The 23,280-nt window shown below is 62.2% G+C and carries 22 protein-coding genes; 14 read left to right on the top strand and 8 right to left on the bottom strand.

Annotated elements, in window-relative coordinates; translation table 11 throughout:
- Positions 1 to 57: 57 nt before the first annotated feature.
- The 4 genes from IPF49_01315 to IPF49_01300 all read left to right on the top strand — a co-directional run bounded on the left by IPF49_01315 (position 58) and on the right by IPF49_01300 (position 4,648).
- Positions 58 to 1,230: an acyl-CoA dehydrogenase family protein gene (locus tag IPF49_01315; protein MBK6286284.1), complete on the top strand. Its 1,173-nt coding sequence runs from the start codon at positions 58 to 60 to the stop codon at positions 1,228 to 1,230.
- 41 nt (positions 1,231 to 1,271) lie between these two features.
- On the top strand, positions 1,272 to 2,429 hold the full coding sequence (locus IPF49_01310) for an acyl-CoA dehydrogenase family protein (protein MBK6286283.1): 1,158 nt from the start codon (positions 1,272 to 1,274) through the stop codon (positions 2,427 to 2,429).
- Between the two features lie 120 nt (positions 2,430 to 2,549).
- Positions 2,550 to 3,863, top strand: coding sequence for an O-acetylhomoserine aminocarboxypropyltransferase (locus tag IPF49_01305; GenBank protein MBK6286282.1), 1,314 nt, complete (start codon positions 2,550 to 2,552; stop codon positions 3,861 to 3,863).
- The gene (locus IPF49_01300) at positions 3,860 to 4,648 is read left to right on the top strand and encodes an alpha/beta hydrolase (protein MBK6286281.1); all 789 of its coding nucleotides are present in this window, start codon (positions 3,860 to 3,862) and stop codon (positions 4,646 to 4,648) included. The genes IPF49_01305 and IPF49_01300 overlap by 4 nt, the downstream gene beginning before the upstream one ends.
- Positions 4,649 to 4,654: 6 nt before the next feature.
- Here IPF49_01300 and IPF49_01295 read toward each other — a convergent pair whose 3' ends face one another.
- Together IPF49_01295 and IPF49_01290 are read right to left on the bottom strand one after the other, a co-directional pair.
- On the bottom strand, positions 4,655 to 5,887 hold the full coding sequence (locus IPF49_01295) for a sulfotransferase (GenBank protein ID MBK6286280.1): 1,233 nt from the start codon (positions 5,885 to 5,887) through the stop codon (positions 4,655 to 4,657).
- Between the two features lie 35 nt (positions 5,888 to 5,922).
- Positions 5,923 to 7,134: a DUF1214 domain-containing protein gene (locus IPF49_01290; GenBank protein ID MBK6286279.1), complete on the bottom strand. Its 1,212-nt coding sequence runs from the start codon at positions 7,132 to 7,134 to the stop codon at positions 5,923 to 5,925.
- 228 nt (positions 7,135 to 7,362) lie between these two features.
- Here IPF49_01290 and IPF49_01285 point away from each other — a divergent pair, with 228 nt between their 5' ends.
- The 7 genes from IPF49_01285 to IPF49_01255 all read left to right on the top strand — a co-directional run bounded on the left by IPF49_01285 (position 7,363) and on the right by IPF49_01255 (position 14,022).
- The gene (locus tag IPF49_01285) at positions 7,363 to 8,733 is read left to right on the top strand and encodes an FAD-binding oxidoreductase (protein MBK6286278.1); all 1,371 of its coding nucleotides are present in this window, start codon (positions 7,363 to 7,365) and stop codon (positions 8,731 to 8,733) included.
- Between the two features lie 145 nt (positions 8,734 to 8,878).
- Positions 8,879 to 9,625 carry an SDR family oxidoreductase gene (locus IPF49_01280; protein MBK6286277.1) on the top strand — a complete coding sequence of 249 codons (747 nt, stop codon included), beginning with the start codon at positions 8,879 to 8,881 and terminating at the stop codon, positions 9,623 to 9,625.
- A gap of 25 nt (positions 9,626 to 9,650) precedes the next feature.
- A complete protein-coding gene (nudC, locus tag IPF49_01275; GenBank protein MBK6286276.1) occupies positions 9,651 to 10,529 on the top strand; it encodes an NAD(+) diphosphatase in 879 nt (292 codons plus the stop codon).
- 48 nt (positions 10,530 to 10,577) lie between these two features.
- Positions 10,578 to 11,888, top strand: a complete 1,311-nt coding sequence (locus IPF49_01270; GenBank protein MBK6286275.1) for a glucose-1-phosphate adenylyltransferase — start codon at positions 10,578 to 10,580, stop codon at positions 11,886 to 11,888.
- A gap of 158 nt (positions 11,889 to 12,046) precedes the next feature.
- On the top strand, positions 12,047 to 12,715 hold the full coding sequence (locus tag IPF49_01265) for a fibronectin type III domain-containing protein (protein ID MBK6286274.1): 669 nt from the start codon (positions 12,047 to 12,049) through the stop codon (positions 12,713 to 12,715).
- Between the two features lie 204 nt (positions 12,716 to 12,919).
- A complete protein-coding gene (locus IPF49_01260; GenBank protein ID MBK6286273.1) occupies positions 12,920 to 13,405 on the top strand; it encodes a hypothetical protein in 486 nt (161 codons plus the stop codon).
- Between the two features lie 74 nt (positions 13,406 to 13,479).
- On the top strand, positions 13,480 to 14,022 hold the full coding sequence (locus IPF49_01255; GenBank protein ID MBK6286272.1) for a nuclear transport factor 2 family protein: 543 nt from the start codon (positions 13,480 to 13,482) through the stop codon (positions 14,020 to 14,022).
- A 40-nt stretch (positions 14,023 to 14,062) separates the two neighbouring features.
- On the opposite strand, the gene IPF49_01250 is transcribed toward IPF49_01255, so the two are convergent.
- The 3 genes from IPF49_01250 to IPF49_01240 all read right to left on the bottom strand — a co-directional run bounded on the left by IPF49_01250 (position 14,063) and on the right by IPF49_01240 (position 17,566).
- Positions 14,063 to 14,824: a glucose 1-dehydrogenase gene (locus tag IPF49_01250; GenBank protein ID MBK6286271.1), complete on the bottom strand. Its 762-nt coding sequence runs from the start codon at positions 14,822 to 14,824 to the stop codon at positions 14,063 to 14,065.
- Positions 14,825 to 14,834: 10 nt separating this feature from the next.
- Positions 14,835 to 15,857, bottom strand: coding sequence for a phosphotransferase family protein (locus tag IPF49_01245; GenBank protein ID MBK6286270.1), 1,023 nt, complete (start codon positions 15,855 to 15,857; stop codon positions 14,835 to 14,837).
- A gap of 479 nt (positions 15,858 to 16,336) precedes the next feature.
- Positions 16,337 to 17,566: a cytochrome P450 gene (locus tag IPF49_01240; GenBank protein MBK6286269.1), complete on the bottom strand. Its 1,230-nt coding sequence runs from the start codon at positions 17,564 to 17,566 to the stop codon at positions 16,337 to 16,339.
- Between the two features lie 146 nt (positions 17,567 to 17,712).
- On the opposite strand from IPF49_01240, the gene IPF49_01235 reads away from it, so the two are divergent.
- A complete protein-coding gene (locus IPF49_01235) occupies positions 17,713 to 18,153 on the top strand; it encodes a VOC family protein (protein ID MBK6286268.1) in 441 nt (146 codons plus the stop codon).
- A gap of 5 nt (positions 18,154 to 18,158) precedes the next feature.
- Here the strand turns inward: IPF49_01235 and IPF49_01230 are convergent, their stop codons facing one another.
- Both IPF49_01230 and IPF49_01225 read right to left on the bottom strand, forming a co-directional pair.
- Positions 18,159 to 19,430: an inorganic phosphate transporter gene (locus IPF49_01230; GenBank protein ID MBK6286267.1), complete on the bottom strand. Its 1,272-nt coding sequence runs from the start codon at positions 19,428 to 19,430 to the stop codon at positions 18,159 to 18,161.
- A gap of 4 nt (positions 19,431 to 19,434) precedes the next feature.
- The gene (locus IPF49_01225; GenBank protein ID MBK6286266.1) at positions 19,435 to 20,112 is read right to left on the bottom strand and encodes a TIGR00153 family protein; all 678 of its coding nucleotides are present in this window, start codon (positions 20,110 to 20,112) and stop codon (positions 19,435 to 19,437) included.
- Between the two features lie 141 nt (positions 20,113 to 20,253).
- Here IPF49_01225 and IPF49_01220 point away from each other — a divergent pair, with 141 nt between their 5' ends.
- Positions 20,254 to 20,700, top strand: coding sequence for an NfeD family protein (locus IPF49_01220; GenBank protein MBK6286265.1), 447 nt, complete (start codon positions 20,254 to 20,256; stop codon positions 20,698 to 20,700).
- A gap of 35 nt (positions 20,701 to 20,735) precedes the next feature.
- Entirely contained in the window at positions 20,736 to 21,581 is an 846-nt protein-coding gene (locus IPF49_01215; protein MBK6286264.1) for a paraslipin, read from the top strand.
- Between the two features lie 65 nt (positions 21,582 to 21,646).
- On the opposite strand, the gene IPF49_01210 is transcribed toward IPF49_01215, so the two are convergent.
- Complete coding sequence (locus IPF49_01210; GenBank protein ID MBK6286263.1) at positions 21,647 to 23,164, bottom strand: alkaline phosphatase D family protein; 1,518 nt, start codon at positions 23,162 to 23,164, stop codon at positions 21,647 to 21,649.
- Positions 23,165 to 23,280: the final 116 nt, after the last annotated feature.

Genomic DNA, 23,280 nt, shown 5'->3' with positions numbered 1-23,280 from the left:
ATTTACCGTGGGGATGAGCGCTTTGCGCGCCAGCAACACACGACTCAGGAATACGCCATGTCCCTGGACTTCGACACTGCACGACTCCCCGACCCGAATCTGCGGGCGGATCACGAGGAGTGGCGCACGCAATTGCGCCGCTTTGTCGATGCCGAGATCATGCCGCACGTCGATGCCTGGGACGAGGCTTGCACGATACCGGATGCGCTGTGGGCAAAGGCCGCCGCCATTGGTCTGCTGCAACTGGGCTATCCCGAGGAATACGGCGGCATATCCGAGGGAATCGATATCTACCACCAGAACATCGTGGCCGAGGAACTGGCGCGCACCAGCCTCGGCGGCATCAACAGTACCCTGCTGGTGCACGGGATCGGCCTGCCGCCGGTGGTGAATTTCGCCTCGGCCGCGATAAAGCAGCAGGTGATCCCGCCGATCATGCGCGGTCAGAAGCGTATTTCGCTGGCCATCACCGAACCCTCGGGCGGCTCCGACGTGGCGAGCATCCGTACCACCGCGCGCCGTGACGGCGATCATTATGTCGTGGACGGCTCCAAGACCTTCATTTCGGGCGGTATGGGCGCGAACTGGTTCACCACCGCGGTGCGTACCGGTGGCGAAGGCGCGCGCGGTGTATCGGTGTTGCTGGTTCCCGCGGATTGCGACGGTGTGTCGCGTACACCGCTCGCACGCAAGCAGGGCTGGTGGTGTTCGGATACCGCGACGATCTATTTCGATGAGGTGCGGGTTCCCGCGGGCAACCTGATCGGGACCGAGAATTCCGGGTTCCTGGTGATCATGGCGAACTTCAACAACGAGCGCATGGCGATGGCGGTCGGAATGGAGGCCTTCGCCCGGGTGTGTCTCGAGGAAGCGGTGAACTGGGCACGCGAGCGCCGGACCTTCGGCAAACGGCTGGCCGATCACCAGGTGATCCGGCACAAGATCGCGCAGATGAAACAGCGCATCAACGCCACCCAGGCCTATATCCAGTTGTGCTCGCGCCAGATCGTCGATGGCAATCCGCAGCCCGGCGATATCGCGCTGCTCAAGGTGCAGGCCAGCGAAACCATGGAGTTCTGCGCCCGCGAGGCCATGCAGGTGCTCGGTGGCGCGGGCTACATGCGTGGCAACCGTGTCGAGCGGATCTATCGCGAAGTGCGGGTAAACGCGATCGGCGGCGGGTCGGAGGAAATCATGCGCGATCTGGCCGCGCGCCAGTTTGGTCTCTGACCCTGGTTTTTCTTTCATCATCGGACAGTTCAGGAGCAGACATGCGATTCAGCGACGAGCACCGCGCACTGCGCGCGACCACGGCGAAATTCATCGACAGCGAGATCAATCCCTACGCCGAGGAATGGGAAGCCGCGGGTATCTTTCCGGCCCACGAATTGTTCCGCAAGATGGGCGAGCTCGGTTTGCTGGGCATCAGCAAGCCGCCCGAATTCGGCGGACTCGGCCTCGATTACAGCTACCAGATCGTGTTTTCCGAGGAACTCGGACGCGTTCAATGCGGTGGCGTCGGCATGGCGATCGGGGTGCAGACCGATATGGCCACGCCTGCGCTGGCGAAATTCGGCAGCGACGAGTTGCGCCGCGAGTTTCTCGCACCGGCGATCGCCGGCGAATACGTGGCCTCGATCGCGGTCAGCGAACCAGGCGCAGGCTCCGATGTGGCGGCCATCACGACCCGTGCCACCCGGGATGGCGATGATTACCTCATCAATGGCAGCAAGATGTGGATCACCAGCTCGACCCAGGCCGATTTCCTGTGTCTGCTGGCCAACACCGGCGAGGGCAAGCCGCATTCGAACAAGTCCCTGATCGTGGTGCCGACCAATATCCCCGGGGTCTCGTTTTCGGAGCGGCTGAACAAGCTCGGCATGCGCTCCTCGGATACCGCACAGGTGTTTCTGGACAATGTGCGCGTGCCGCAGCGCTATCGCATCGGTGACGAGGGAGCCGGCTTTTTCTACCAGATGCTGCAGTTCCAGGAAGAGCGCCTGTATGCGGCCGCGGGTGGACTCAAGGGGCTCGAGAGCTGCATCAACGCCACCATCGAGTATGCCCGCGAGCGCCAGGCTTTCGGCAGATCCATCCTCGACAACCAGGTGGTGCATTTCCGTCTTGCCGAACTGCAGTCCGAGGTCGAGGCACTGCGCGCACTGACCTACGATGCGGTCGAGGGCTATATCAACGGCGAGGACGTGACCATGAAGGCCTCGATGGCAAAGCTCAAGGCCGGTCGTCTCAGCCGCGAACTCACCGATGCCTGCCTGCAGTACTGGGGCGGCATGGGTTTCATGTGGGACAACCCGATCGCGCGCGCCTACCGGGATACGCGGTTGACCTCGATCGGCGGCGGTGCCGACGAGGTGATGCTGTCGATCATCTGCAAGCAGATGGGTATCCTGCCCGGCAAACCGAAGTAGCGCCTGCGGTCGAGTATTGCATGCACGCCAGCCATTCGCCCTGCATCTGGCCAGCCTGAGCGGCGCGGTTTTCCGCCCACGGCGTTGCGGTTATGCTGCGCGCCCGATCAGGAGAAACTCATGGCAGGCATAAAATACCCGGCATTCGACACGCTGACGCTGCACGCGGGCGCACAGCCCGATCCGGCAACCGGCGCCCGCGCGACCCCCATCTACCAGAGCGCCTCCTTCGTTTTTCGCGACTCGGACCAGGCCGCCTCGCTGTTCAATATCGAGCGCACCGGTCATGTCTATTCGCGGCTGAGCAATCCCACCAACGCGGTGCTCGAGGAGCGTATTGCCGCGCTGGAGGGCGGTATCGGTGCGATCGCGACCGCCAGCGGCCAGGCCGCGTTGCATCTGGCGATTGTGACGCTGATGGGTGCCGGGTCGCATATCGTGGCGGCGCGTTCGCTCTACGGCGGCTCGCACAATCTGCTCGCCTACACCTTGCCGCGTTTTGGGATCGAAACCACTTTTGTCGATGCGCGTGACCCGGAGGCCTTTGGTGCGGCAATCCGCCCCGAGACACGGCTGGTGTTTGCCGAGACGCTCGGCAATCCGGGTCTCGAAGTGCTCGACGTGCCGGCCGTTGCCGCGGTTGCGCACCAGGCCGGGCTGCCGTTGCTGGTCGATGCGACCTTTACCACGCCGTACCTGATGCAACCGCTGCAACTCGGCGCCGACCTGGTGATCCATTCGGCGACCAAGTTCCTCAGTGGTCACGGCATCGTGATCGGCGGGCTGCTGGTCGACGGAGGCTCCTTCGACTGGGATGCGAGTGGCAAATTTCCTACCCTGAGCGAGCCCTATGCCGGGTTTCACGGACTGGTGTTCAGCGAGGAATTCGGCCCTGCCGCCTTCATTACCCGGGCGCGCAAGGAAGGCATGCGCGATTTCGGGGCCTGCATGAGTCCGACTTCGGCGTTTCACATTCTGCAGGGCATCGAAACCCTGGGCTTGCGCATGCAGCGCCATGTCGACAACACGCGCCGGGTGGTGATTTTCCTTGCCGGCCACGAACAGGTCGAGTCGATCGGCTACCCGGAACTCGAGGGCCATCCCGATCACGCCCTGGCGAGCCGCTTGTTGCCGCGCGGCTGTGGCGCGGTTTTCAGTTTCGAGATCAAGGGGGGCAGGGCAGCGGGCAGCGCATTCGTCGATGCGCTTGATCTGTTCTCGCATCTGGCCAACGTGGGCGATGCGAAATCGCTGGTCATCCATCCGGCCAGCACCACCCACCATCGGATGGATGCGCAGGCGCTGGCGGCGGCCGGAATCGGTCCCGGCACGATTCGCCTTTCGGTGGGGCTCGAGGATCCCGCGGACCTGATCGACGATCTGAAACAGGGCATGCGTGCAGCGGCCAAGGCCAGCACGGAGCACTCGTCATGAAGATCCGCGTTGGCGAGCACGAGGCCTATTGCTTTACCGCCGGGCGTGCGCTGGATGAGGGCAAGCGCAGTGTGCTGTTGCTGCACGGCGCCGGCCTGGATCACACGGTGTGGACGCTGGCGGCCCGGCATTTCGCCCGCCATGGACGCAACGTGATCGTGCCCGATCTTCCGGGTCACGGACGATCTTCGGGGCCGGGCAGGGAATCGGTTGCGGCGATGGCGGATTGGGTCGTCGAATTGCTGGATGCGCTGGGTCTCGAAAAGATTGCATTGGCGGGACACAGCATGGGCAGCCTGGTGGCGCTCGATTGCGCGGCGCGTTACCCCGGGCGTATCACGGCGCTGGCGATGGTCGGCACCACCGTGCCGATGCCGGTCTCCGAGGCGCTACTCGAGGACTCGCGGGCCGATCGGCACGCCGCCTTCGACATGCTGACCCAATGGGGTTACAGCAAGCGCCACCAGTACGGCGGCAACAGCAATCCCGGCATCTGGATGATCGGGGCCACGCTGCGCCTGTTCGAACGCTCGCGCCCCGGCGTGCTGCACGCCGACATGAATGCCTGCAACGCGTTCGTGGAGGGTCTGGAGCGTGCAGCCGCGGTGCGCTGCCCGGCACTGCTGGTGCTCGGCAACGACGATCGCCTGACGCCGCCACGCAGCACCCGGGCACTGCAACAGGCGCTGGCGGGCGCCGATGTGCGGGTGCTCGCCGACTCCGGGCACACGCTGATGGTCGAGGCGCCGAATGCGCTGCTCGATGCATTGCGCAGCATTCTCTAGAGTCGATCAGATCTCGGAGCTGACTGCGAAGTACTGCTGGTAGTGCGCAACCTTCAGGCGTTCGCGAGCCACTTCCAGCCCGGTGTCCTCGAAGCGGTGGCGATGACCACCGTGCTTGTCGGACGGGTTCTCGGCAATGTAGCGCTTGATCGCTGCTGCGAACGATTCGCTGAAACGCAAGCCAAAATGCGCGTATACCCGCTGCACTTGTGCGGCCGGATCGTGCATGAAGTCGCCGAACTGGATATCGATGACCTGTGCCGGTGTGACGACGCCGGCACGGCGCGAGGCAAGCGAGGCATTCAGCGCGCTCGCGCCGTTGTCCGACCACTCGAGCGCGACTTCCGTCGGATTCACGTTCCTGGCGTAAGCCGTGCGCATCGTCGGCAGCATGCTGGCCAGTGAGGACACCGTCTTCAGCGGGTCGCGGTGTGTCTGTATCAGGCGGGCATCGGGATAGGCGGCCAGCAGCGCCTCGAGTTGCCACAGGTGGGCCGGTGTCTTGAGCGCCCAGCGCTCGCCCGGACAGCGCCACTGAAGATACTGGAGGAAGCGCCTGTGAAAGGCATAGACGCGGCTGTAGTCGGGACCGTCGCCAAGCCAGCGGGTGTAGCTGGGCAGGCGGAAAATCGTGTTGTAGATCATGCTCACGAACACGCAGGCGGTGATCGACACGCATTCCTGCGGCAGTGTGGCACCCATGCGGTGCATGTTCTCGACGCCCGGCATCAGGTAGTGCGAGATCCGCAGCTCGCGTGCCAGCCGCGCGATGCGTGGGTCGTCGTCATGAGTGGCCGATTCCGGTGGCGGGAAAGGATATGCCACTTCCCAGCTGAGCGGACAGCGGTTCGCCGGATCGAGTGCCAGCAGTTCGTGCAGGATGCTGGTGCCGGTGCGCGGCATGCCGATGATCACCAGCGGTGCCTCGATCGGGCGCTCGAGAATTTCGGGATGCCGGCGGATCCAGTCCTGCAATTGCAGCTGGATGGCGACGCCCTGCGTCAGCATTGTGCGGGTCAGCACGCGCCCCAGAGGGGTCAGCGAGGCTTCCTGTTCGAGCGAGTCGCACAGCACCGACAGCGCATCCTCGAACGGGCCGTCGGGGCCGAAATCGCGCAGTCCGGCCTTGCGCCGTGCGTCATCGATCAGCGTTGCGCTGTTCAGCGGCTTCGCGGGCACCAGGCCGAGCAAGCCGTTGAGCGCCCGCACGCCGAGCGGCGCGCGCGGAGGGCGGATCATCTGGGGGTGTTCCGGTTAATTGACTCTGACCCCATTTACTTGAGGTCGGCGAATTTCACGACGCGGGCCGCGGGGGTTGGCACGTCGGTGCTGGCCAGCAGGAAACGCCAGTACATCAGCCCGCTGCTGCGGCCTTCGGTGTCGAGCCAGTTGGGCAGGCCGGGGTCGCGATGCGCGAGCACGATGCAATAGCGTCCGTCCTCGCCGAGTTTCATCTGTGCCCGGTTCAGCGACACCTGGCGGCGCGCAGAATCGAAGGTCTGCATGTAGCGATTCCACAGCACCAGGTTGGCGAACCGGCATTGCGGCAGCGAGCCCTCGATCAACAGCGCCTCGTCGGGCATCAGCACGAACGGTGCCGCGGCATAGTGCGCATGCAGGTTGCCGTAGCCGGTCTCGCTGAGCCATTGCCCGGGCGCGCTGAAAGTGTTGGGAATGACCGAAAACCAGGCCGGACGTCCCTGACCGGAAGCCGCGCTCGCAAGCGTAATGGTCATCATCGCGCGCACGTGGCGGCTCACATTGGCGATGCGACGCGCGATTTCCGCGTCATCGGGCGCCGGCGAAATCGGTGGCGGATCCAGCGCCTCGATGCTCACCGGAACCTCGAAGGCAGTCTGGTTCACGATGCAGTTGCGACTCTCGAAATAGTGCCGCGTGGTGATCTGTCCGGCACCCGGTTCCAATGGCAGCCAGTTCCCCGCGGCGGGCTTGTCCGCACTGACGATGATCTCGTAATTGCCTTCCGTATCCGCCTGCAACGTGTTGTCGTCGAGCGCCGCCGTGGAGCGTGCCGCCGCATTGCCTTCACCGCTCCCGCCCTCGACCGTGAACGAGGTGAAGGTGGCGCCGGCGAGATTGCCGCGGATGCGGTACCGGCCATCACCACGAATCGGCGCAAAGTAATACAGGGCATCCGGATTGTCGCCGAGCAGCTTGCGCGCCGGAGCGATATAGGAGGTGAATACCGGCCGCGAGAGATCCGCCTCGAGCCAGAAATTGAGACCGCTGTTCAGCAGGTGGAGCACCAGTCGCTGGCCCTCGGCAATGTCGCCGGGCGAGACGATGCGGAATTTTTCGGATAGAAATTCGCCTTGCAGCTGGTCGATGGTGCGCAGCAACTCCTGCATGGCCACGCGGCTGGCAACCACCGGCGCATTCGCCTGGGCGCCGGCTGCCGCCGACGAAAGCAGCACCGATGCACCACCAACCGCGCCGACCCCCGCGAGAAATTCCCTTCGATCCATTGCCGTTCTCCCGACTGTCAATTGTTTTGCCTCGGCGCGCAACTATATAGTGGCGCGATCCAGCCGCGATATTACATCGTCGTCAGATTGCGCCACAAAGCACCCGCCGCCAGCTGGCACGAGTCAATTGCAGCGCCATGGCACTGTTTACACGGAGACATATATATTGTAAAACAATAGCATATACGATTCTATTAATCTTATTTATACGTCGTGGCTGGTTGAAATATGCTGCTTTCCGCACTTGCCGAGATCGTCGGACCGCGCCATGTGCGCAACGATCGCGATGCCCTGGAGCAATTCGGCGTCGATCGCAGCAGTGGCTGGCGACCGGCACCCACCTGCGTGGTACTGCCCGGATCGACCGCAGAAGTGCAACGCATCGTGCAACTCGCACGCGAACAGCGCATCGCCCTGGTACCCAGCGGCGGGCGCACTGGGCTCAGCGGTGGCGCGGTCGCGCGCAACGGCGAATTGGTCGTCGCGCTCGAACGCATGGACCGCCTGATCGATTTCGATCCGGTGGCACGCAGTCTCACGGTTCAGGCCGGCATGATCACCGCGCGGGTGCAGGAACATGCCTCCGCGCAGGGCTTCCATTACGGAGTCGACTTTGCGTCCGCGGGCTCGAGCCATATCGGTGGCAACGTCGCGACCAACGCCGGGGGAACCAGGGTGATACGGTATGGCATGACCCGCGACCAGGTGCTCGGGCTGCAGGTCGTGGATGGCAATGGCGAAGTGCTCGAGCTCAACCGGGGCCTGATAAAGAACAACAGCGGTCCCGATTTTCGTCACCTGTTCATCGGCTCGGAGGGCATTCTCGGTATCGTCACCGAGGTCACGCTGCGGCTGCAGCGCCAGCCCCCGATGGTCCGCGTGATGCTGCTCGGAGTGCCCGATTGCGCCTCGATCATGCAGGTTCTGCAGGTCTTCAGCCGTGATATCGAGCTCGCTGCATTCGAGTTCTTCGCCGACAACGCGCTGCGGAAGGTACTGCGACACACCGACGCGAGCGCGCCGCTCGAGGGCACGCATGCGTTCTATTGCTTGCTGGAAATCGAAGCCGATGACACGGATCGGGCGCTGGCCCTGTTCGAACACTGTCTCGCACAGGGCTGGGTGCGCGACGGGGTGCTGAGCCAGAGCCTTGGCCAGGCACGCGCCCTGTGGCGCCTGCGCGAGGACATCTCGGAGACGCTGTCACGCTGGCATCCCTACAAGAACGATATCTCGGTGGCGATCTCGCGGATGCCGGCATTCATCGAGCAGGTCGAGGCGTTGGTGCGCCGCGAGTACGCAGCGATGGAAGTGGTCTGGTACGGCCATATCGGCGACGGCAATCTGCATCTGAACATTCTCAAGCCCGATGGCATGGCGGCAGCGCAGTTCACTGCCCGCTGTGCCGGCGCGACCCGCAGCATCGCGACGCTGCTCGGTGAGTTTGGCGGCAGTATCTCCGCGGAACACGGCGTTGGCTTGCTGAAGAAGGACTATCTTTGCTGCACGCGCAGCGCTGGCGAGTTGCAGCTGTTGCGCAGGGTGAAGGATGTCTTTGATCCGCTCGGAATCATGAATCCCGGCAAGGTCATCGATTGAGGCTCGTGGCGGCATCGCGGCCAAGCACGCGGTACAACGAGAACCTGCAGCTGGGCAATCAGGCCACGATCACGCTGCTCCACGACCGGCTTTTCGGCACGCTGTACTGAACGATTCCCCTTTAGCCACAAAATAGGACATACCCATGGATTTCAACGGAAAAACCCTGATCGTCACCGGTGCCGGCGGCGGCATCGGCGAATGCTATGCAAAAGTGGGCGCCGCACGCGGCATGAACGTGGTGATTGCCGAACTCAGCGAGCAGGGCGGCAGCCGCGTTGCCGAGGAGATCGACGCCAGTGGTGGCAGCGCGCTGTTCGTGCGTACCGACGTCGCAAGCGAGGCATCGGCCAGGGCCTGTGCGGACGCCGCAATGGAGCGCTTCGGGCGCATCGATTACCTGATCAACAACGCGGCGATCTTTGGCGACATGCGTCTCGACAGCTATCTCAGCGTGGATATGGACTACCTCGAGAAGTTCATGAGGGTCAATGCGCATGGCTGCCTGATCATGACGCGCGCCGTGGTCGAGCACATGAGCGTCGGTGGTGGTGGCAGCATCATCAACCAGTCTTCCACCGCCGCATGGATGGGTGTGGGCTTCTATGGTGTGGCCAAGCTCGCGATGAACGGCATTACGCAGAGCCTGGCGCGGGAGCTCGGGCCGCGCAATATCCGCATCAATGCGCTCGCGCCGGGTCCCACCGACACGGGAGCGCTGCAGAAGACCGCCGGTTCCTACGCACAGGAAATGCTGAAAACCATGCCGATCGGGCGTCTCGGGCAGCCGCAGGACCTGGCCGATGCCGCGCTGTTCCTGCTTTCGGACGAGTCACGCTGGATCACCGGGCATGTGCTGAATGTCGATGGTGGTCAGTTCATGCGACCATAAGCGCCTCACCATCAGGAAATCGCCCATGCCAGCCGCTCCCGGATTTACCGGTTCGATACTCGATCACGCCGATCATCTGCGCGAGGACCGCGAGGGCCTCGACGCGGCCCGGCACGACCCGCGCGCCCGGTTGTTGGCACTCAACGGGCTCGACCCGCAGGTGGGGCCGGACGGGCGCCTGCGCTGGCTCGGTCTCGCGGAGTCCGATCCGGGCAATGAACTGGTTCTGCTCGGTCTCGATGGCGATGTGCCGTGTTTTGCCGAGCTCAAGGTTGCCGAGGCGGATTCGATATCACGCTCGATGGCGGTGATGCAGGTGCTGGCGCGCATGCCCGGCGCCGATGCGGCACTTTACGGTGGTGCGCGCAGCCTGGTCGACTGGCACTACCGGCACGGATTCTGTGCCCGCTGCGGCAATGCCACGGAAATTTTCCGGGCCGGGTGGGGGCGCAAATGCGCGCGTTGCGCGGCGGAACATTTTCCGCGTGTCGATCCGGTAGTGATCATGCTTGCCGAGTTCGAGGGGCAGGTGCTGATCGGTCGGCAACCCGGTTTTCCGCCACGACTCTATTCCGCCCTGGCAGGATTCATCGAGCCCGGTGAATCGCTGGAGGAAGCGGTGCGCCGCGAGATCAAGGAAGAAGCCGGTATCGGGACCGGTGCCGTGCACTATATCGTGAGCCAGCCTTGGCCATTTCCTTCCTCACTGATGATGGGCTGTATCGTCGAGGCCGAACATGCCGCGATCACCCTCGACGCCCGTGAATTGCAGGACGCGATCTGGGTCGATCGCGCAGCTGTCGAGGCGGCGCTGGCGGGTACTGCGGATGCCCGTTTCATGCCGCCACCGCCGTTTGCTCTCGCCAGCTCGCTGCTGCGTGCATGGCTGGCCCGCGCGGGCTGAGATTTGACTTCTATACTGGATCAAAACCTCCGCCGAGTGGATTGAGCGATGTCCTCCGTACACAGCAGCACCGCGAGCAGCAGCAAGGTGCTCAGCGTCATCATGGGCGGCGGTGCAGGCACGCGGCTGTTTCCGCTCACTGCCGAGCGTGCCAAGCCGGCAGTGCCGCTGGCCGGCAAATACCGCCTGGTCGACATCCCGATATCCAACTGCATCAATTCGGCGATGCGGCGCATCTACGTCCTGACCCAGTTCAATTCCGTCTCGTTGCACCGGCACATCTCCCAGTCCTACCAGTTCGATCATTTCGCCGGCGGCTTCGTCGAGATACTGGCCGCCGGCCAGACCACCGGCTCCACGACCTGGTACGAAGGCACGGCGGATGCGGTGCGCAAGAACCTCGTGCATCTGCTGAACAATGATTTCGAGTACGTGCTGATCCTCAGCGGCGACCAGTTGTACCGCATGGATTTTCGCGAATTGATCGATGCACATGTTGCGGCAGGAGCCGAGCTCACCATCGCCACGCTGCCGGTCAGGCGCGAGGAGGCTCACGGACTCGGCATAATGCAGATGGATCATGAGCGGCGTATCCGGCGCTTCGTCGAAAAGCCCGCCGACACGACGTTGCTGGATTCGCTGGCCATCGACGCCGAATCGCGTGCCACGCTCGAGCTGCCGGCACACGACGGCGATCGCTACCTGGCCTCGATGGGAATCTATGTGTTCAACCGGGCCACGCTGGTCGAGTTGCTCGACAATACCCACACCGATTTCGGCAAGCACATCATTCCGCATGCCATCGCTACCCATCGTGTGCACTCGTTCGTGTTCCAGGGTTACTGGGAGGATATCGGAACCATCGGTTCTTTCTTCGCAGCCAATCTCGATGCCACCTGCGAGCTGCCGCGCTTCGATTTCTACAACATGGCGGCGCCCATATTCACCCACCCGAGGTTTCTTCCCGCCTCGAAAATCAATGGCGCCCAGATCGACCATGCGGTGATCTCGGACGGTTGCATCATCAATCCCTCCCGGATCAGTCACAGCCTGGTAGGCATCCGCAGCATCATCGGGCGTGGTTCGCAGCTTCACCGGGTAATCACGTTCGGTAGTGACTACTACGAGTCGGAGGAATCGATACGGAAGGCGCAGCGCGATGGCAGACCGCGCATCGGCATCGGGGAAAACTGCCGCATCGAGAACGCGATCATCGACAAGAATGCCCGGATCGGCAACAACGTGCACATTTCGCCGCATGGCAAACCGTCGGCGGTGGATGACTCGCGGTACTACGTGCGCGACGGTATCGTGGTCATTGCGAAAAATGCCGTCATTCCCGACGGCACCCATATCTAGAGGACGCGCAACAGCAGCGGAAAGCTGCCCGCCGGATCTCGTCCGGGACTGATTGCGCATTGAAAGATGCGTATCCTTGTCTACACTTCAAGCGGACATTCGTCGGAGGCGTTGCGCTGCCGAAGTGCGGCGTCGCCTGCTGAAATCATGGTGTGGAAATGATCAAGTGCACAAAACTCGTCGGCATTTGCCTGCTGCTGCTCTCGCTTCATGGCTGCAAGGTCCAGGTCAGCGCCCCCGCAGGCGGTTCGGTGATATCCGGCAGCGGCAACCACAATTGCGCTTCGGGCCGGACCTGTCTGGTGAATGTTCCGGGTTTCGGCTTTTCGGACACGTTTACGGCGGTTCCCAAGGCGGGCTATGTGTTTACCGGGTGGGCGACGGGACATCGCCATTTCTGCGCGGGCGAAACCGGTTCATGCGTCATCAACCCCGGGCCGGTAGCCTCGCTGGAATCGTCGGACAACTCGAGCTTGGTGAAATTCTACCGGGACATGCGCCGTATGCTGGCCGATCCGCAAGCGATATTTTACCTGAGGCCAGTGTTCAGTTCCGAGGCCAGCCGCTCGGCGACGCTCAGCTGGAGCGTGCCGACCACCCGCGCCAACGGTTCGGCGCTGGCCTTCGGTGAGCTGGCCGGCTACGAGATATACATCACCACCGAAAAGTCCGGTACCAGCAAGGTGATCGAGATCAAGAACCCGCAGAAGATCAGCCACAAGGTCAGCGATCTCTCACCCGATACCTATCATTTTGCGGTCAGCGCTCTCGATACCAATGGTTTGGTCAGCGAGCTATCCGCGGTCGTCACCAAGACCATTCGCTGAGGCGCTCGTGTCGCGGCGCTTCAAGCGCTCGACAGCCCGCCCCTCATCCGCGCAAAGACCTCTGGACCGTTCAGCAAGTCTGTTCCTCGTCGTGATCGCGGCCGTCACCGACCGCGATCCAAAGAGCTTCGAAAGCAGGTATCATCTTCACATCCGAGTCGAATCGGCAGCCAAATCAACACGGATCCATCCGGAGAACCATCGATGAAACTCATTACAGGCCTTCTTGTATGCGCCCTGGCGTTTGCTTTCAACACGGCCAGCGCCGAGGACGCGCCGACCGCCCTGGCGGAACATAATCTGCAGATGCTCGGCAACAAGATCCGGGTGGACAAAAAGATGCTCGTCGCCGGCAATATGAAGCTCACGGATACCGAAGCGGCGGGGTTCTGGCCGCTCTACGATGTCTATCAGCAGGAGCTCAACCTGCTGAACAAGCGCACCCTGGCCGTCATCAAGACCTATGCAGGGCAATATGATGCAGGGGCCCTGGACGATGCGACTGCCGAGAAACTCGTGCGCGAAATGATCGCCATCGATGAGGACACCCTGAAACTGAACAAATCCTACCTTCCGAAATTATTGAAGGTCATGCCGGGAATGAAAGTCGTGCGCTATATGCAGATCGAACACAAGATTCGCGCGGTCGTGGATTACGAACTGTCTGACGCGGTACCGTTGGTACCCTAGCAGGAACACGTCGCGGAACAAAGGTTGGTGCTCGCAATCGGACAGTTTTCGGATCAGACGAAGGGGAGGCGCGGATGACAGACTGCCTTGCAGAGGTGGAGCGGATCAAACGGCTGAAGTACCGCTATTTCCGCCATGTGGATTGCAAGCAGTTCGGACCCTTGCTGGAGTTGTTCGTCGACGGGGCGAGCACCTCGTATGACAATGGCCGGCATGCCTGCCGGGGCAAGGATGCGATCCTGGATTTCTTCGAGAAGGGATTGGGCAATCCCAAAATACTCAGCCAGCACCACGGGCACCATCCGGAGATCGATATCCTGGACGGCGATTCGGCCACCGGCATCTGGTACATGGAAGACACGGTTTACGTGCTCGAGCACAACCTCAAGATCCGCGGCAACGGTATCTACTGGGACCGCTACCTGAAGCGCGACGGCGAGTGGAAGATCCTTCACACCGGTTACGAACGCATCTGGGAGTACACCGAGCAATTGCCGCCAGGGTGCGGACGCACGTTCCGGAGCATGTTCGAGGGCAAGGAGCGCCAGCGCAGCCGCGAGCGTGACTGGCAGGACGGCGAGCCGGATCTGTTTGTGTCGCCGTCGGCGCAGGACTGAGCGATTCCGGCACGCTTTGCCTGCGTGGTGCAGGATCGCGCTACGGCCGCGCACCTCCATCGATGCAAAGCAGGGTGCCGGTCGTGTAGCTGGATGCCGCGGAGGCGAAGTAGATACAGGCACCGACCACTTCCCGAGGCTCACCGACGCGCTTCATCGCAATGGGTTCTATCACCTGGGGCAGGGTGCTCTCGTTGCGCACGAAGCCCGCCGTCGAATCGGTATCGAATGTGCCGCAGACGATCCCATTGACCCGTACGTTGTGCGACGCGTACTCCTGGGCGCTGGCAACCGTAAGTGCATTGAGGCCGGCCTTGGCCGCGCTGTAGACCGTGGTGAGCGGAGAAGGCTTGAGGGCGGCAAGCGAGCTGATATTGATGATCGAGCCGCCACCGGATTGCGCCATGCGGGCTGCAGCCAGAGCGGTCAGTCGCAGCGGTCCCTTGAGGTTGACTCCGATGATCTTGTCGAACAGAAGTTCGCTGGTTTCGAGCAAGGAAGGTGCGAGCGGTGACATGCCGGCGTTGTTGATCAACACATCGATTCTGCCGAAGTGCTTGCATACCGTGTCGATCAGGCCGCTCAGCGAGTCCCAGTCACCGACATGGCATGCCAGGGGCAGGGCAGCGGCGCCGAGATCCCGGGCCTGGCGCGCGACCTTCTCGCATTCCGCGAGCTTGCGGCTGACGATGGCGAGCCGCGCGCCACGGCGTGCGAACTCCAGGCACATGGCCTTGCCCAGGCCGCGACTGCCGCCGGTGATCAACACGACCTTGCCGCTCACATCAAACAGATCGGTCATCGATTCCTCCTTACACGGCAAAACGTCGGGCACGCAGCATCAGCTGATCGGCCATGAAGCCAAAGAATTCATGCTTGGGGTTGCCGGATTCGCCGCGCAGGTGCTTGGCGTAGGAGCCTTCGAGCACGATACCCAGTTTCCACGCCGCGAATGCCTGGTACCAGTCGAACTCATCGAGCGAGCGACCCGTGGCCTGCGCGTATCGCTGTTGCAACTGCCGCGGCGTCTGACAGTATCCGGGGTCCATCCCGCCCGGCTCGTGAAATCCGGCAATGGCCAGCCGGTTATCCTGCTCGGGCCAGAAAATCATGGCCCAGGCAAGGTCGATGATCGGGTCGCCAATGGTGCTCATTTCGAAATCCAGCAGTGACAGCAGCTGCGGCGGCAACTCCGTGCTGAAGATGGCGTTGTCCAACTTGTAGTCACCGTGCATCAGGGTGATCGAGCCATGCCGTGGCCGGTTCTGATCCAGCCAACCCGCAAGCTGATCAACACCCTCGATGTTGCGGCAACGGTAGCTCTCGAGCTGGCTCATCCAGCGACCGACCTGCCGGCCAAGGAAGTTTTCCGGCTGCCCCAGATTCCTGAGTAGCGTCTGCTGCCAATCAACCGCGTGGAGTTGCACCAGCGCATCGATGAGTTCCGCACCGATACAGGGCTGGGTCGCGGGTGATCGCCGATAGCAATCGGGAAGCTTGCGCCGGATGACCTCGCCATCGATGAATTCCATCAGGTAGAACGGTGCGTTGGCCACGCCGGGATCTTCACAGGCACCGACAATGGTTGGCACGCGCACGTCCTGATCCTGCAACGCGGCAATGATGGTGTGTTCGCGAATCACGTTGTGGGCGGTGGCCGAGGAAGCGTTCGCCGGCGCACGGCGCATGACCCAATGGGCATCGCCGCGTCTGATCTCGAACAGGTCGCAGGAGCCGCCACCGCGCATGCGACTGATCACGGTATGAGCGGAATCACCGCGCAATGCATCCAGCCAGTCGCACAGCGCGCTGCTGTCAAAATCCAGATCCAGCATGGAAACCTCTCGACCCTGCCTCTGTAGATCCGTTGAACGCTTGCACGCCGGAAGATACTCGCCCGGTCAGCGCGCTGCGCAAGCTTAATGCTTCAATGCATCGTGCGGTGCACGGTCAGGCATGATGCATCGCGATAATTGTCATATTTAACATAATATACATTATGCGCACTTTAAGATGAGTCGGAGTTGCGCGGACCGATCTGGCCCCCCCGCATTCAAAAATGCAGCCTTTGCGTACAATTCAGGTGGCGGACCACAGACTTATTCATGCGATAAACGTCATCAGGATTGATCGTTAACGGCATGATTTATAGTGTTTTAGATATCGCGCTTTTGCGATAGATGGCATTCTGCATATCGCTATCGGGTGCCGTCCACGTCGGTTGATGAGCGAAATTCATCCAAGGTCCAGACCACGGCACCAACTCCGGCTCGAGCGTTTCAAGCCGTTGAGGACCTGCCCGGAGCAGCTCCGTTCAGCTCACCACATCGAAGGCGATCGGCATCTCCTTGATGCCGTGGATAAAATTTGAACGCAGCCAGCTGATTTCGCCGTTCAGACGCGGATTGCGCAGCCGAGCGCACAACTCCTCGAATACGATCTTCAGTTGCAGGCGCGCCAGGTGGCTGCCCAGGCAGAAGTGCTCGCCGATGCCGAATGCGCGATGCTGATTCCTGACATCCTCGCGCCGCGGACGGGTGATATCGAAGACATCAGGGTTTGCGAAATTTGCCTCGTCGCGGCTGGCGGACTGGTAAAACATCACCACCTTGTCACCGAGTTCGAGCGACTGTCCCGCCACCTCGACGGGCTCCGTTACGGTGCGCCTGAAATTGATCACCGCCGGATTGAATCGCAGGATCTCTTCCACCGCATCCGGTACCAGCGAAGGATCATCGACCAGCATCCGGAACTGCTCGGGGTGCTCCATCAACAGGCGCATTCCCTGGCTGGTCATGGTGCGCGTGGTCTCGTTCCCCGCGACGATCAGCAACAGGATGAAGCTGCGGAACTCGTCCTCGTTGAGATGCTCGCCGGCAACGGTCCCGCGCAGCAAGGCGCCCACGATGTCGTCACGCGGATTCTCGCGGTGCAGGGCCATGATCCTGTCGGCGTACATATAGAGTTCCGCCGCCGCCATCTGGCCATCGAACTCGCTGGTGTTCACATCTGGATCATCGGCGCCGATCATGGTATTGGTCCAGTCGAAGAACTTGCCCCGATCCTCGAGCGGCACGCCGAGAATTTCGCAGATCGCCGCCAGCGGCAGAATGCAGGCAATGTCCGTCACGAACTCGCACTCGCCGCGTGCGGCGATCGCATCCACTGCATCGCGCACCACTTTGCGGAAGCCGGGCTCGCAGGAGTCGACTTTCGACGGGGTAAACGCATTGCGCACGATACGTCGGTACTTTATGTGATCCGGCGGGTCCATGTTCAGGATCATGGTGCGCATCAGCGGCAGTTGTTCTTCGGCCACATCGTTCATGAAGGAACTCTTCAGTGCCGAGGAAAATTGCGCGGGGTGCTTTGAGATGCGATCGACATCCTCCTGGCGGAAGAATCCCCAGAAGCCCTCCCCGCCTCGCTCGGGGTTCTCCTGGCGCACAACGCGCGCCGCGCGCAACTCACGATAGAGTTTTGCCGGCACACCACCGCGGTGAACATCGGGACTGGTGAGATCGGCGAATGGGCAGCCGGACATGCGCGCTCCTTGATTGCTAACTGGTGTTAGTCTCGAATGCAGTTTCGGTGTACTCCGCAAAGCTGTCAATCCGGCGCGCCCGCTCGTGCACCGGCGGATGCGGGTCGCTACACTTCAGCCCTCAACCTCATTTTCGGGAGTCCTGAATGCATTATCTGCACACCATGGTTCGCGTCAGCGACCTCGAACGATCGCTCGATTTCTACTGCCGCAAACTGGGGCTGATTGAGGAGCGTCGTTTCGACAGCGAACAGGGACGGTTCACGCTGGTTTATCTGGCGGCGCCGGGCGACGCGGTTGTGGCAGCGGCCGCAGGCGCGCCGCAGCTCGAACTGACCTGGAACTGGGATCCCGAACAGTATTCCGGTGGCCGCAATTTCGGGCACGTGGCATTTTCGGTCGCGGACATATATGAACTGTGCCGGAAGTTGCTGGACCTGGGGGTCACGATCAATCGCCCGCCGCGTGACGGGCGCATGGCGTTCGTGCGCTCGCCCGATGGCATCTCGATCGAACTGCTGCAGGAAGGCGCCGCACTCGAACCCCGCGAGCCGTGGCTGTCGATGCCCAATACCGGCAGCTGGTGAGGGTTTCAGTACAACAGGAACTTCAGTACAAAGAAAATCACTATCGCGAGTAACGCGCCAGCGGGCAGCGTCACGATCCAGCTCAGCAGGATATTTCCGATCACCCTGAGGTCGAGCGCGCCGATACCACGCGCGAGCCCCACGCCGAGCACCGCGCCGACCAGCGTGTGGGTGGTCGAGATCGGCAATCCGGCGCCGGAGGCTATCACCACGGTGGTGGCGGCCCCGAGTTCCGCGGCGAAACCGCGGCTTGGCGTGAGCTCGGTGATCTTCTCGCCGATCGTGGCAATGACCTTGTAGCCGTAGGTCGCCAGACCGGCCACGATCCCGACCGCGCCCAGCAGCAGAATCCAGGACGGCAGCGCCGAGGTCTGCTCGATCAATCCGCCGGATGCAACCACCGATACCACGGCTGCCAGCGGCCCCACCGCGTTCGCCACATCGTTCGAGCCATGCGCAAACGCCATCGAACAGGCGGTGAAGACCATCAGGATGGCAAACACTCGCTCCACGTTGGCAAAACGAAAACCACTGCGCTGTTCGAGCGAGGTATCCTGCTTTACCCGCCGCAGCATCAGCATCCCGATCCCCATCACCACCCCACCGACGATCACCGATACGCCAAGGGACTGCACGAAGCCCAGATGGACACCGACATGCGTCAAACCCTTGGTCAGGGTGACCATCGAGATCATGGCACCGACATAGAACATGTAGACGGGCACGTAGCGCTTGGCCGCCGCAAACGGATCGGCTCGACCGAGAATCAGCTTCTGCACGCTGATGAACAGCCAATAGGAAACGAATCCGGCAAGGAACGGCGAGATCACCCAACTTGCGACTATCGACAACACCTTGTCCCACTGCACGGCGTCCACCGATACCCCGACCGCGGTGAACCCGACGATCGCCCCGACGATGGAATGCGTGGTCGAGACAGGCCATCCATGGTGGGTCGCGAAAAACAGCCAGATGCCGGCGGCCAGCAGCGAGGCCAGCATCCCGAGCACCAGCATATCCGCATGCGCGGCAAAGACCTCGGTATCGATGATGCCGTTGCGTATGGTGGCCGTTACCTCACCGCCGGCAAGCCAGGCGCCGCTGAACTCGAAAACAGCCGCGATCAGCACCGCCTGGCGAATGGTGATCGCCCTCGATCCGACCGATGTTCCCATGGCGTTGGAGACATCATTCGCGCCGACGCCCCAGGCCATGAAAAATCCGAACACGCAGGCAAGCAGGATGAGCAACTGGCCATTGGCCGCAATGAATTCCATGGGTTCAGCCCGCCATCATCAATTCGAGCCGACTGCCGACGCGCTGTGCAAGATCGGCGAGTTCTCCGGTCCAGTCGATCACCTTGTACAGAAACATCACGTTGACCGGCGGCAACTCCGCTTCGAGCGCGAACAGGTCCGCACGGATCTTCACCTCGATTTCGTCGGCCAGCATCTCGAGTTCGTCGAGCCTGGCGACCATGTCATGTATCAGGTTCGCCTCGCGCCCGATGAAGCCCGCCTCGAGCAACTCGTCGAGTTCCTCGATCGCGTTCAGCGCCTGGGCCGAGGTGTCTACCGCGGCGTACACGAATTCGCGCATCCGTGCCGCCATGCTCGGAGGAATCACCATGCGCCGCCCGATCATCAGTCCGGCGATATCGCGGGTGCGGTTCGGGATCTTGTCCTGCATCCGCAGAAGTTCCAGCACATCGGAGCGCTTGACGGGAATCAGCAGACCTCCCGGGAGGTTTGAGCGGATTTCCTTCTTGGTGACATCGGCGTGCTCCTCGAGCTGCTGGATGCGTTTCTGGATCACGAGGGCCGCATCCCAGTCCTCCGCGAGCACCGCATCGATAAACGGGATCACCTCCGCGGCACACTCGTGCGCTTTCTCCATATGCTGTTGCAGCGCCGCGAACGGCGAACGACCGAACAGCTTTCCGAGTGGATTCATGATCATGGCAGGCCATCCTTGAAAAACTGCGCGCAGGGTACAGGAGCGCCTGGCATGCCGCCACAATCCGCATCGATAAAACACTGGCGCATGGGTCCGTCTCGCAGGTTACACTTGGGCCTCGCAGGGTATGGGAGCGCATGGGCGATGACACCGGAATACTGGCACTGGCTGGCACTCGGCATGCTGCTGATGGGCCTGGAGATCTTCCTGCCGACCTTCGTCACGCTGTGGTTTGGCGTGGGGGCGCTGATCGTGGGCGTGCTGATGATGGTGTTCCCCGGGATGACGCTTGCCTGGCAGATGCTTGTCTGGAGCATTGGCTCCGCGGCGTTCACCTGGGCATGGTTTGGTTATTTCAAACGCCGCTCGCCCGATCGCACCCTGGCCGGCCTTTCGCGCGAAGCGATCCTCGGCGAGACCGGACACGTGATCTCCGCGCCGTTCGGTGACAAGCGTGGCGTCCTGCGTTTCGCGACGCCAAAGCTCGGTTCCGAGGAATGGCAGTTCATCTGCCAGCAGCCGGTAGTCGTCGGTGACCGCGTGGCGGTTGACGACGTGTCGGGAAATACCCTGATCGTCAGCAAGCGCTGAGATCCGCTGATTTCACTCGTTTGGGAGCGTTTGCCATGGATAGTCTGTTTCCGGTCTTCATCTTCTTCGCGCTGGTCGCGGTAACCATCGCCAAGGGCGCACGCATGGTCCCGCAGGGCAGCAAGTGGGTGGTCCAGCGCCTCGGCAAGTACCATTGCACGCTCAATCCGGGGCTCAACGTCATCATTCCGTACGTCGACAGCGTCGCTTACAAGGTGACCACCAAGGACATCGTCCTCGACATTCCCTCGCAGGAAGTGATCACCCGTGACAACGCGGTGATCATCGTGAACGCGGTCGCCTACATCAATATCGTACAGCCGGAAAAATCCGTGTATGGCATCGAGGATTTCCGCATGGCCATCCAGAACCTGGTGCAGACCTCGCTGCGCTCGATCACCGGCGAGATGGATCTCGACGATGCCTTGTGTTCACGCGACCAGATCAAGGCGCGCCTGAAGCAGGCAATCTCGGACGATATTTCCGATTGGGGCATCACCCTGAAGACCGTCGAGATCCAGGACATCCGCCCCTCCCCCGGCATGCAGGCAGCGATGGAGGAACAGGCGGCCGCGGAACGCCAGCGTCGCGCGACCGTGACGCGCGCCGAAGGCAGCAAAACGGCCGCCATACTCGAGGCCGACGGACGCCTGGAGGCCTCGCGTCGTGACGCCGAAGCACAGGTGGTGCTGGCGCAAGCCAGCCAGCGCTCGATCGAGATGGTCACGGCGGCGATCGTCGACAAGGAAATGCCGGTAATGTACCTGCTGGGCGAGCGCTACATAGACGCCGTCAAGCAAATGGCCTTGTCCGAGAACAGCAAGCTGGTGCTGATTCCGGCCGACCTGCCCGCTTCGATCCGCGGCATGCTGGGCAAGTAGTACTGTAAAAGCCCCCGGCCGGACCGCGGCTGGCCGATCGCTGTCCTGACGCGCGGACCGGGATTTCAGCGCAGCAGGTGATTGTCCCCGCGGCGCACACTCTCGGTTCGTGCCAGCAGGGCACGGGATCCGCTGTCGTCCGGGTGCTCCACGACATGCCAGCGCGCTTCCACCACATCGCGGCGCACGTCCAGGGTCATGAAGCCGCGGCTCTCCAAGTCCGAATAGCGCAGATGTGGCTGATTGGAGATGCCGTCGATGACTTTTTTCAGGCGTTGCGGATCCCGCTGGCGCAGGTATGCACCAAGCGGTTCCGAGCTGACTCCGGAGGTCACGAATTCCACTGCCAGCGCACCTTCGCCCGTGCTTCCGTCGTAGGCCTCGGGATCATAGGGATCGGGCACCACATCGAGCGCCCAGGAACTGTGGATATCACCGGTGAGAATCACTACATCCCTGATTCCGGCCTGTACGATGTGCGCAAGAACCCGTTCTCGCGCCTGCGGGTAACCGTCCCATTGATCGGGATTGAAATTCCCCAGCGGCGAGAAGATCACCTGCTGTCCGATCAGGCGCCAGCGCGACCCACGTGCCATCGATGCATCCAGTTGTTCGAAAAGCCACTGCTCCTGGGTCGCACCGAGCATCTGGCGCTCGGGTGTATCCGCAATCCGACGCGCCGATCGCGCCGGTTCGTCGCGCGCCTCGATGCGTGTGTCGAGCATCACCAGATCGGCGAGGTCCCCAAAACGGAATGCGCGGTGAATGAACTCACTGGTGCCCGCATCGCGCACCGGCATCCACTCATGCCAGGCGCGGACCGCCACTGCTCGCCTTGCCTCCCATCTGCCCTCGCTTGCGGGGTCATGGTTGCGTGCTCCGCCAGACCAGGAATTGTTGGCGGTTTCGTGGTCATCCCATACCGCTATGAACGGATGACTGGCGTGGCAGGATTGCAACGAAGGATCACTGCGGTAAAACGCGTAACGACGCCGGTAATCCTCGAGGCTGACGATTTCGTGTGCTGGATCGATCGCAATCGTCCCGCCACTGATGTCGCCGTACTCGTAGATATAGTCACCGAGATGGATCACCGCATCGAGATCGCGCTGCGCGGCAATACGGGCGTATGCGGCGTAGCGTCCCTGCTGATAGTGCGCACACGACACCACCGCCAGGCGCGCCTGCGCAAGGTATGCTTCGGCCAGCGTACGCGTATGCCCCACCGTGGATTGCGCACCGTTCGCCCGGAATGCATAAAAATAATCGTGTCCGGACTCGAGCTGATCGACATCGATCTTGCAGCAGAAATCGTGTTCCGGCGAGGCCACGACCGTGCCACGACGCACGATATGACGCAGCTTGCGGTCGCGCGCAACCAGCCATTCGACCGTCGCAGCCTCCTCGCTCCCGCTCAGCCGCGTCCATATCACCACCGCATGCTGCAACGGATCGCCGCTGGCAACGCCGTGCAGAAACAGCGTTGCCCCGGAGTGGCTCGCGTTGCTGCTGCATCCAGCGGCTCCCAACAGCGCACCGGCACCGGCCACTGCCACGAATCCACGCCGATTCAACCCCGCCATCCTTTCGCCGTCCTGTTTTGAGTGACGGGCCACGGAACCCGCGCTACGGTGACGCTGTCACCCCGAATCCACAGACACCGCCCCCGCAGTACGCTGTCCGGCGACGACAATCGTTC

It is taken from the genome of Gammaproteobacteria bacterium, from assembly GCA_016705365.1.
In the GTDB taxonomy this organism is placed as follows: domain Bacteria; phylum Pseudomonadota; class Gammaproteobacteria; order Pseudomonadales; family UBA5518; genus UBA5518.
The sequence above is the reverse complement of the archived record's forward strand: the minus strand, read 5'-3'. Positions and strand labels throughout refer to the sequence as shown.

What these genes read in the sequence shown, in the direction of transcription:
- IPF49_01315 (MBK6286284.1), top strand. Translation starts at nt 58, where the DNA reads ATGTCCCTGGACTTCGACACTGCACGACTCCCCGACCCGAATCTGCGG.
- IPF49_01310 (MBK6286283.1), top strand. Translation starts at nt 1,272, where the DNA reads ATGCGATTCAGCGACGAGCACCGCGCACTGCGCGCGACCACGGCGAAA.
- IPF49_01305 (MBK6286282.1), top strand. Translation starts at nt 2,550, where the DNA reads ATGGCAGGCATAAAATACCCGGCATTCGACACGCTGACGCTGCACGCG.
- IPF49_01300 (MBK6286281.1), top strand. Translation starts at nt 3,860, where the DNA reads ATGAAGATCCGCGTTGGCGAGCACGAGGCCTATTGCTTTACCGCCGGG.
- IPF49_01295 (MBK6286280.1), bottom strand. Translation starts at nt 5,887, where the DNA reads ATGATCCGCCCTCCGCGCGCGCCGCTCGGCGTGCGGGCGCTCAACGGC.
- IPF49_01290 (MBK6286279.1), bottom strand. Translation starts at nt 7,134, where the DNA reads ATGGATCGAAGGGAATTTCTCGCGGGGGTCGGCGCGGTTGGTGGTGCA.
- IPF49_01285 (MBK6286278.1), top strand. Translation starts at nt 7,363, where the DNA reads ATGCTGCTTTCCGCACTTGCCGAGATCGTCGGACCGCGCCATGTGCGC.
- IPF49_01280 (MBK6286277.1), top strand. Translation starts at nt 8,879, where the DNA reads ATGGATTTCAACGGAAAAACCCTGATCGTCACCGGTGCCGGCGGCGGC.
- nudC (MBK6286276.1), top strand. Translation starts at nt 9,651, where the DNA reads ATGCCAGCCGCTCCCGGATTTACCGGTTCGATACTCGATCACGCCGAT.
- IPF49_01270 (MBK6286275.1), top strand. Translation starts at nt 10,578, where the DNA reads ATGTCCTCCGTACACAGCAGCACCGCGAGCAGCAGCAAGGTGCTCAGC.
- IPF49_01265 (MBK6286274.1), top strand. Translation starts at nt 12,047, where the DNA reads ATGATCAAGTGCACAAAACTCGTCGGCATTTGCCTGCTGCTGCTCTCG.
- IPF49_01260 (MBK6286273.1), top strand. Translation starts at nt 12,920, where the DNA reads ATGAAACTCATTACAGGCCTTCTTGTATGCGCCCTGGCGTTTGCTTTC.
- IPF49_01255 (MBK6286272.1), top strand. Translation starts at nt 13,480, where the DNA reads ATGACAGACTGCCTTGCAGAGGTGGAGCGGATCAAACGGCTGAAGTAC.
- IPF49_01250 (MBK6286271.1), bottom strand. Translation starts at nt 14,824, where the DNA reads ATGACCGATCTGTTTGATGTGAGCGGCAAGGTCGTGTTGATCACCGGC.
- IPF49_01245 (MBK6286270.1), bottom strand. Translation starts at nt 15,857, where the DNA reads ATGCTGGATCTGGATTTTGACAGCAGCGCGCTGTGCGACTGGCTGGAT.
- IPF49_01240 (MBK6286269.1), bottom strand. Translation starts at nt 17,566, where the DNA reads ATGTCCGGCTGCCCATTCGCCGATCTCACCAGTCCCGATGTTCACCGC.
- IPF49_01235 (MBK6286268.1), top strand. Translation starts at nt 17,713, where the DNA reads ATGCATTATCTGCACACCATGGTTCGCGTCAGCGACCTCGAACGATCG.
- IPF49_01230 (MBK6286267.1), bottom strand. Translation starts at nt 19,430, where the DNA reads ATGGAATTCATTGCGGCCAATGGCCAGTTGCTCATCCTGCTTGCCTGC.
- IPF49_01225 (MBK6286266.1), bottom strand. Translation starts at nt 20,112, where the DNA reads ATGATCATGAATCCACTCGGAAAGCTGTTCGGTCGTTCGCCGTTCGCG.
- IPF49_01220 (MBK6286265.1), top strand. Translation starts at nt 20,254, where the DNA reads ATGACACCGGAATACTGGCACTGGCTGGCACTCGGCATGCTGCTGATG.
- IPF49_01215 (MBK6286264.1), top strand. Translation starts at nt 20,736, where the DNA reads ATGGATAGTCTGTTTCCGGTCTTCATCTTCTTCGCGCTGGTCGCGGTA.
- IPF49_01210 (MBK6286263.1), bottom strand. Translation starts at nt 23,164, where the DNA reads ATGGCGGGGTTGAATCGGCGTGGATTCGTGGCAGTGGCCGGTGCCGGT.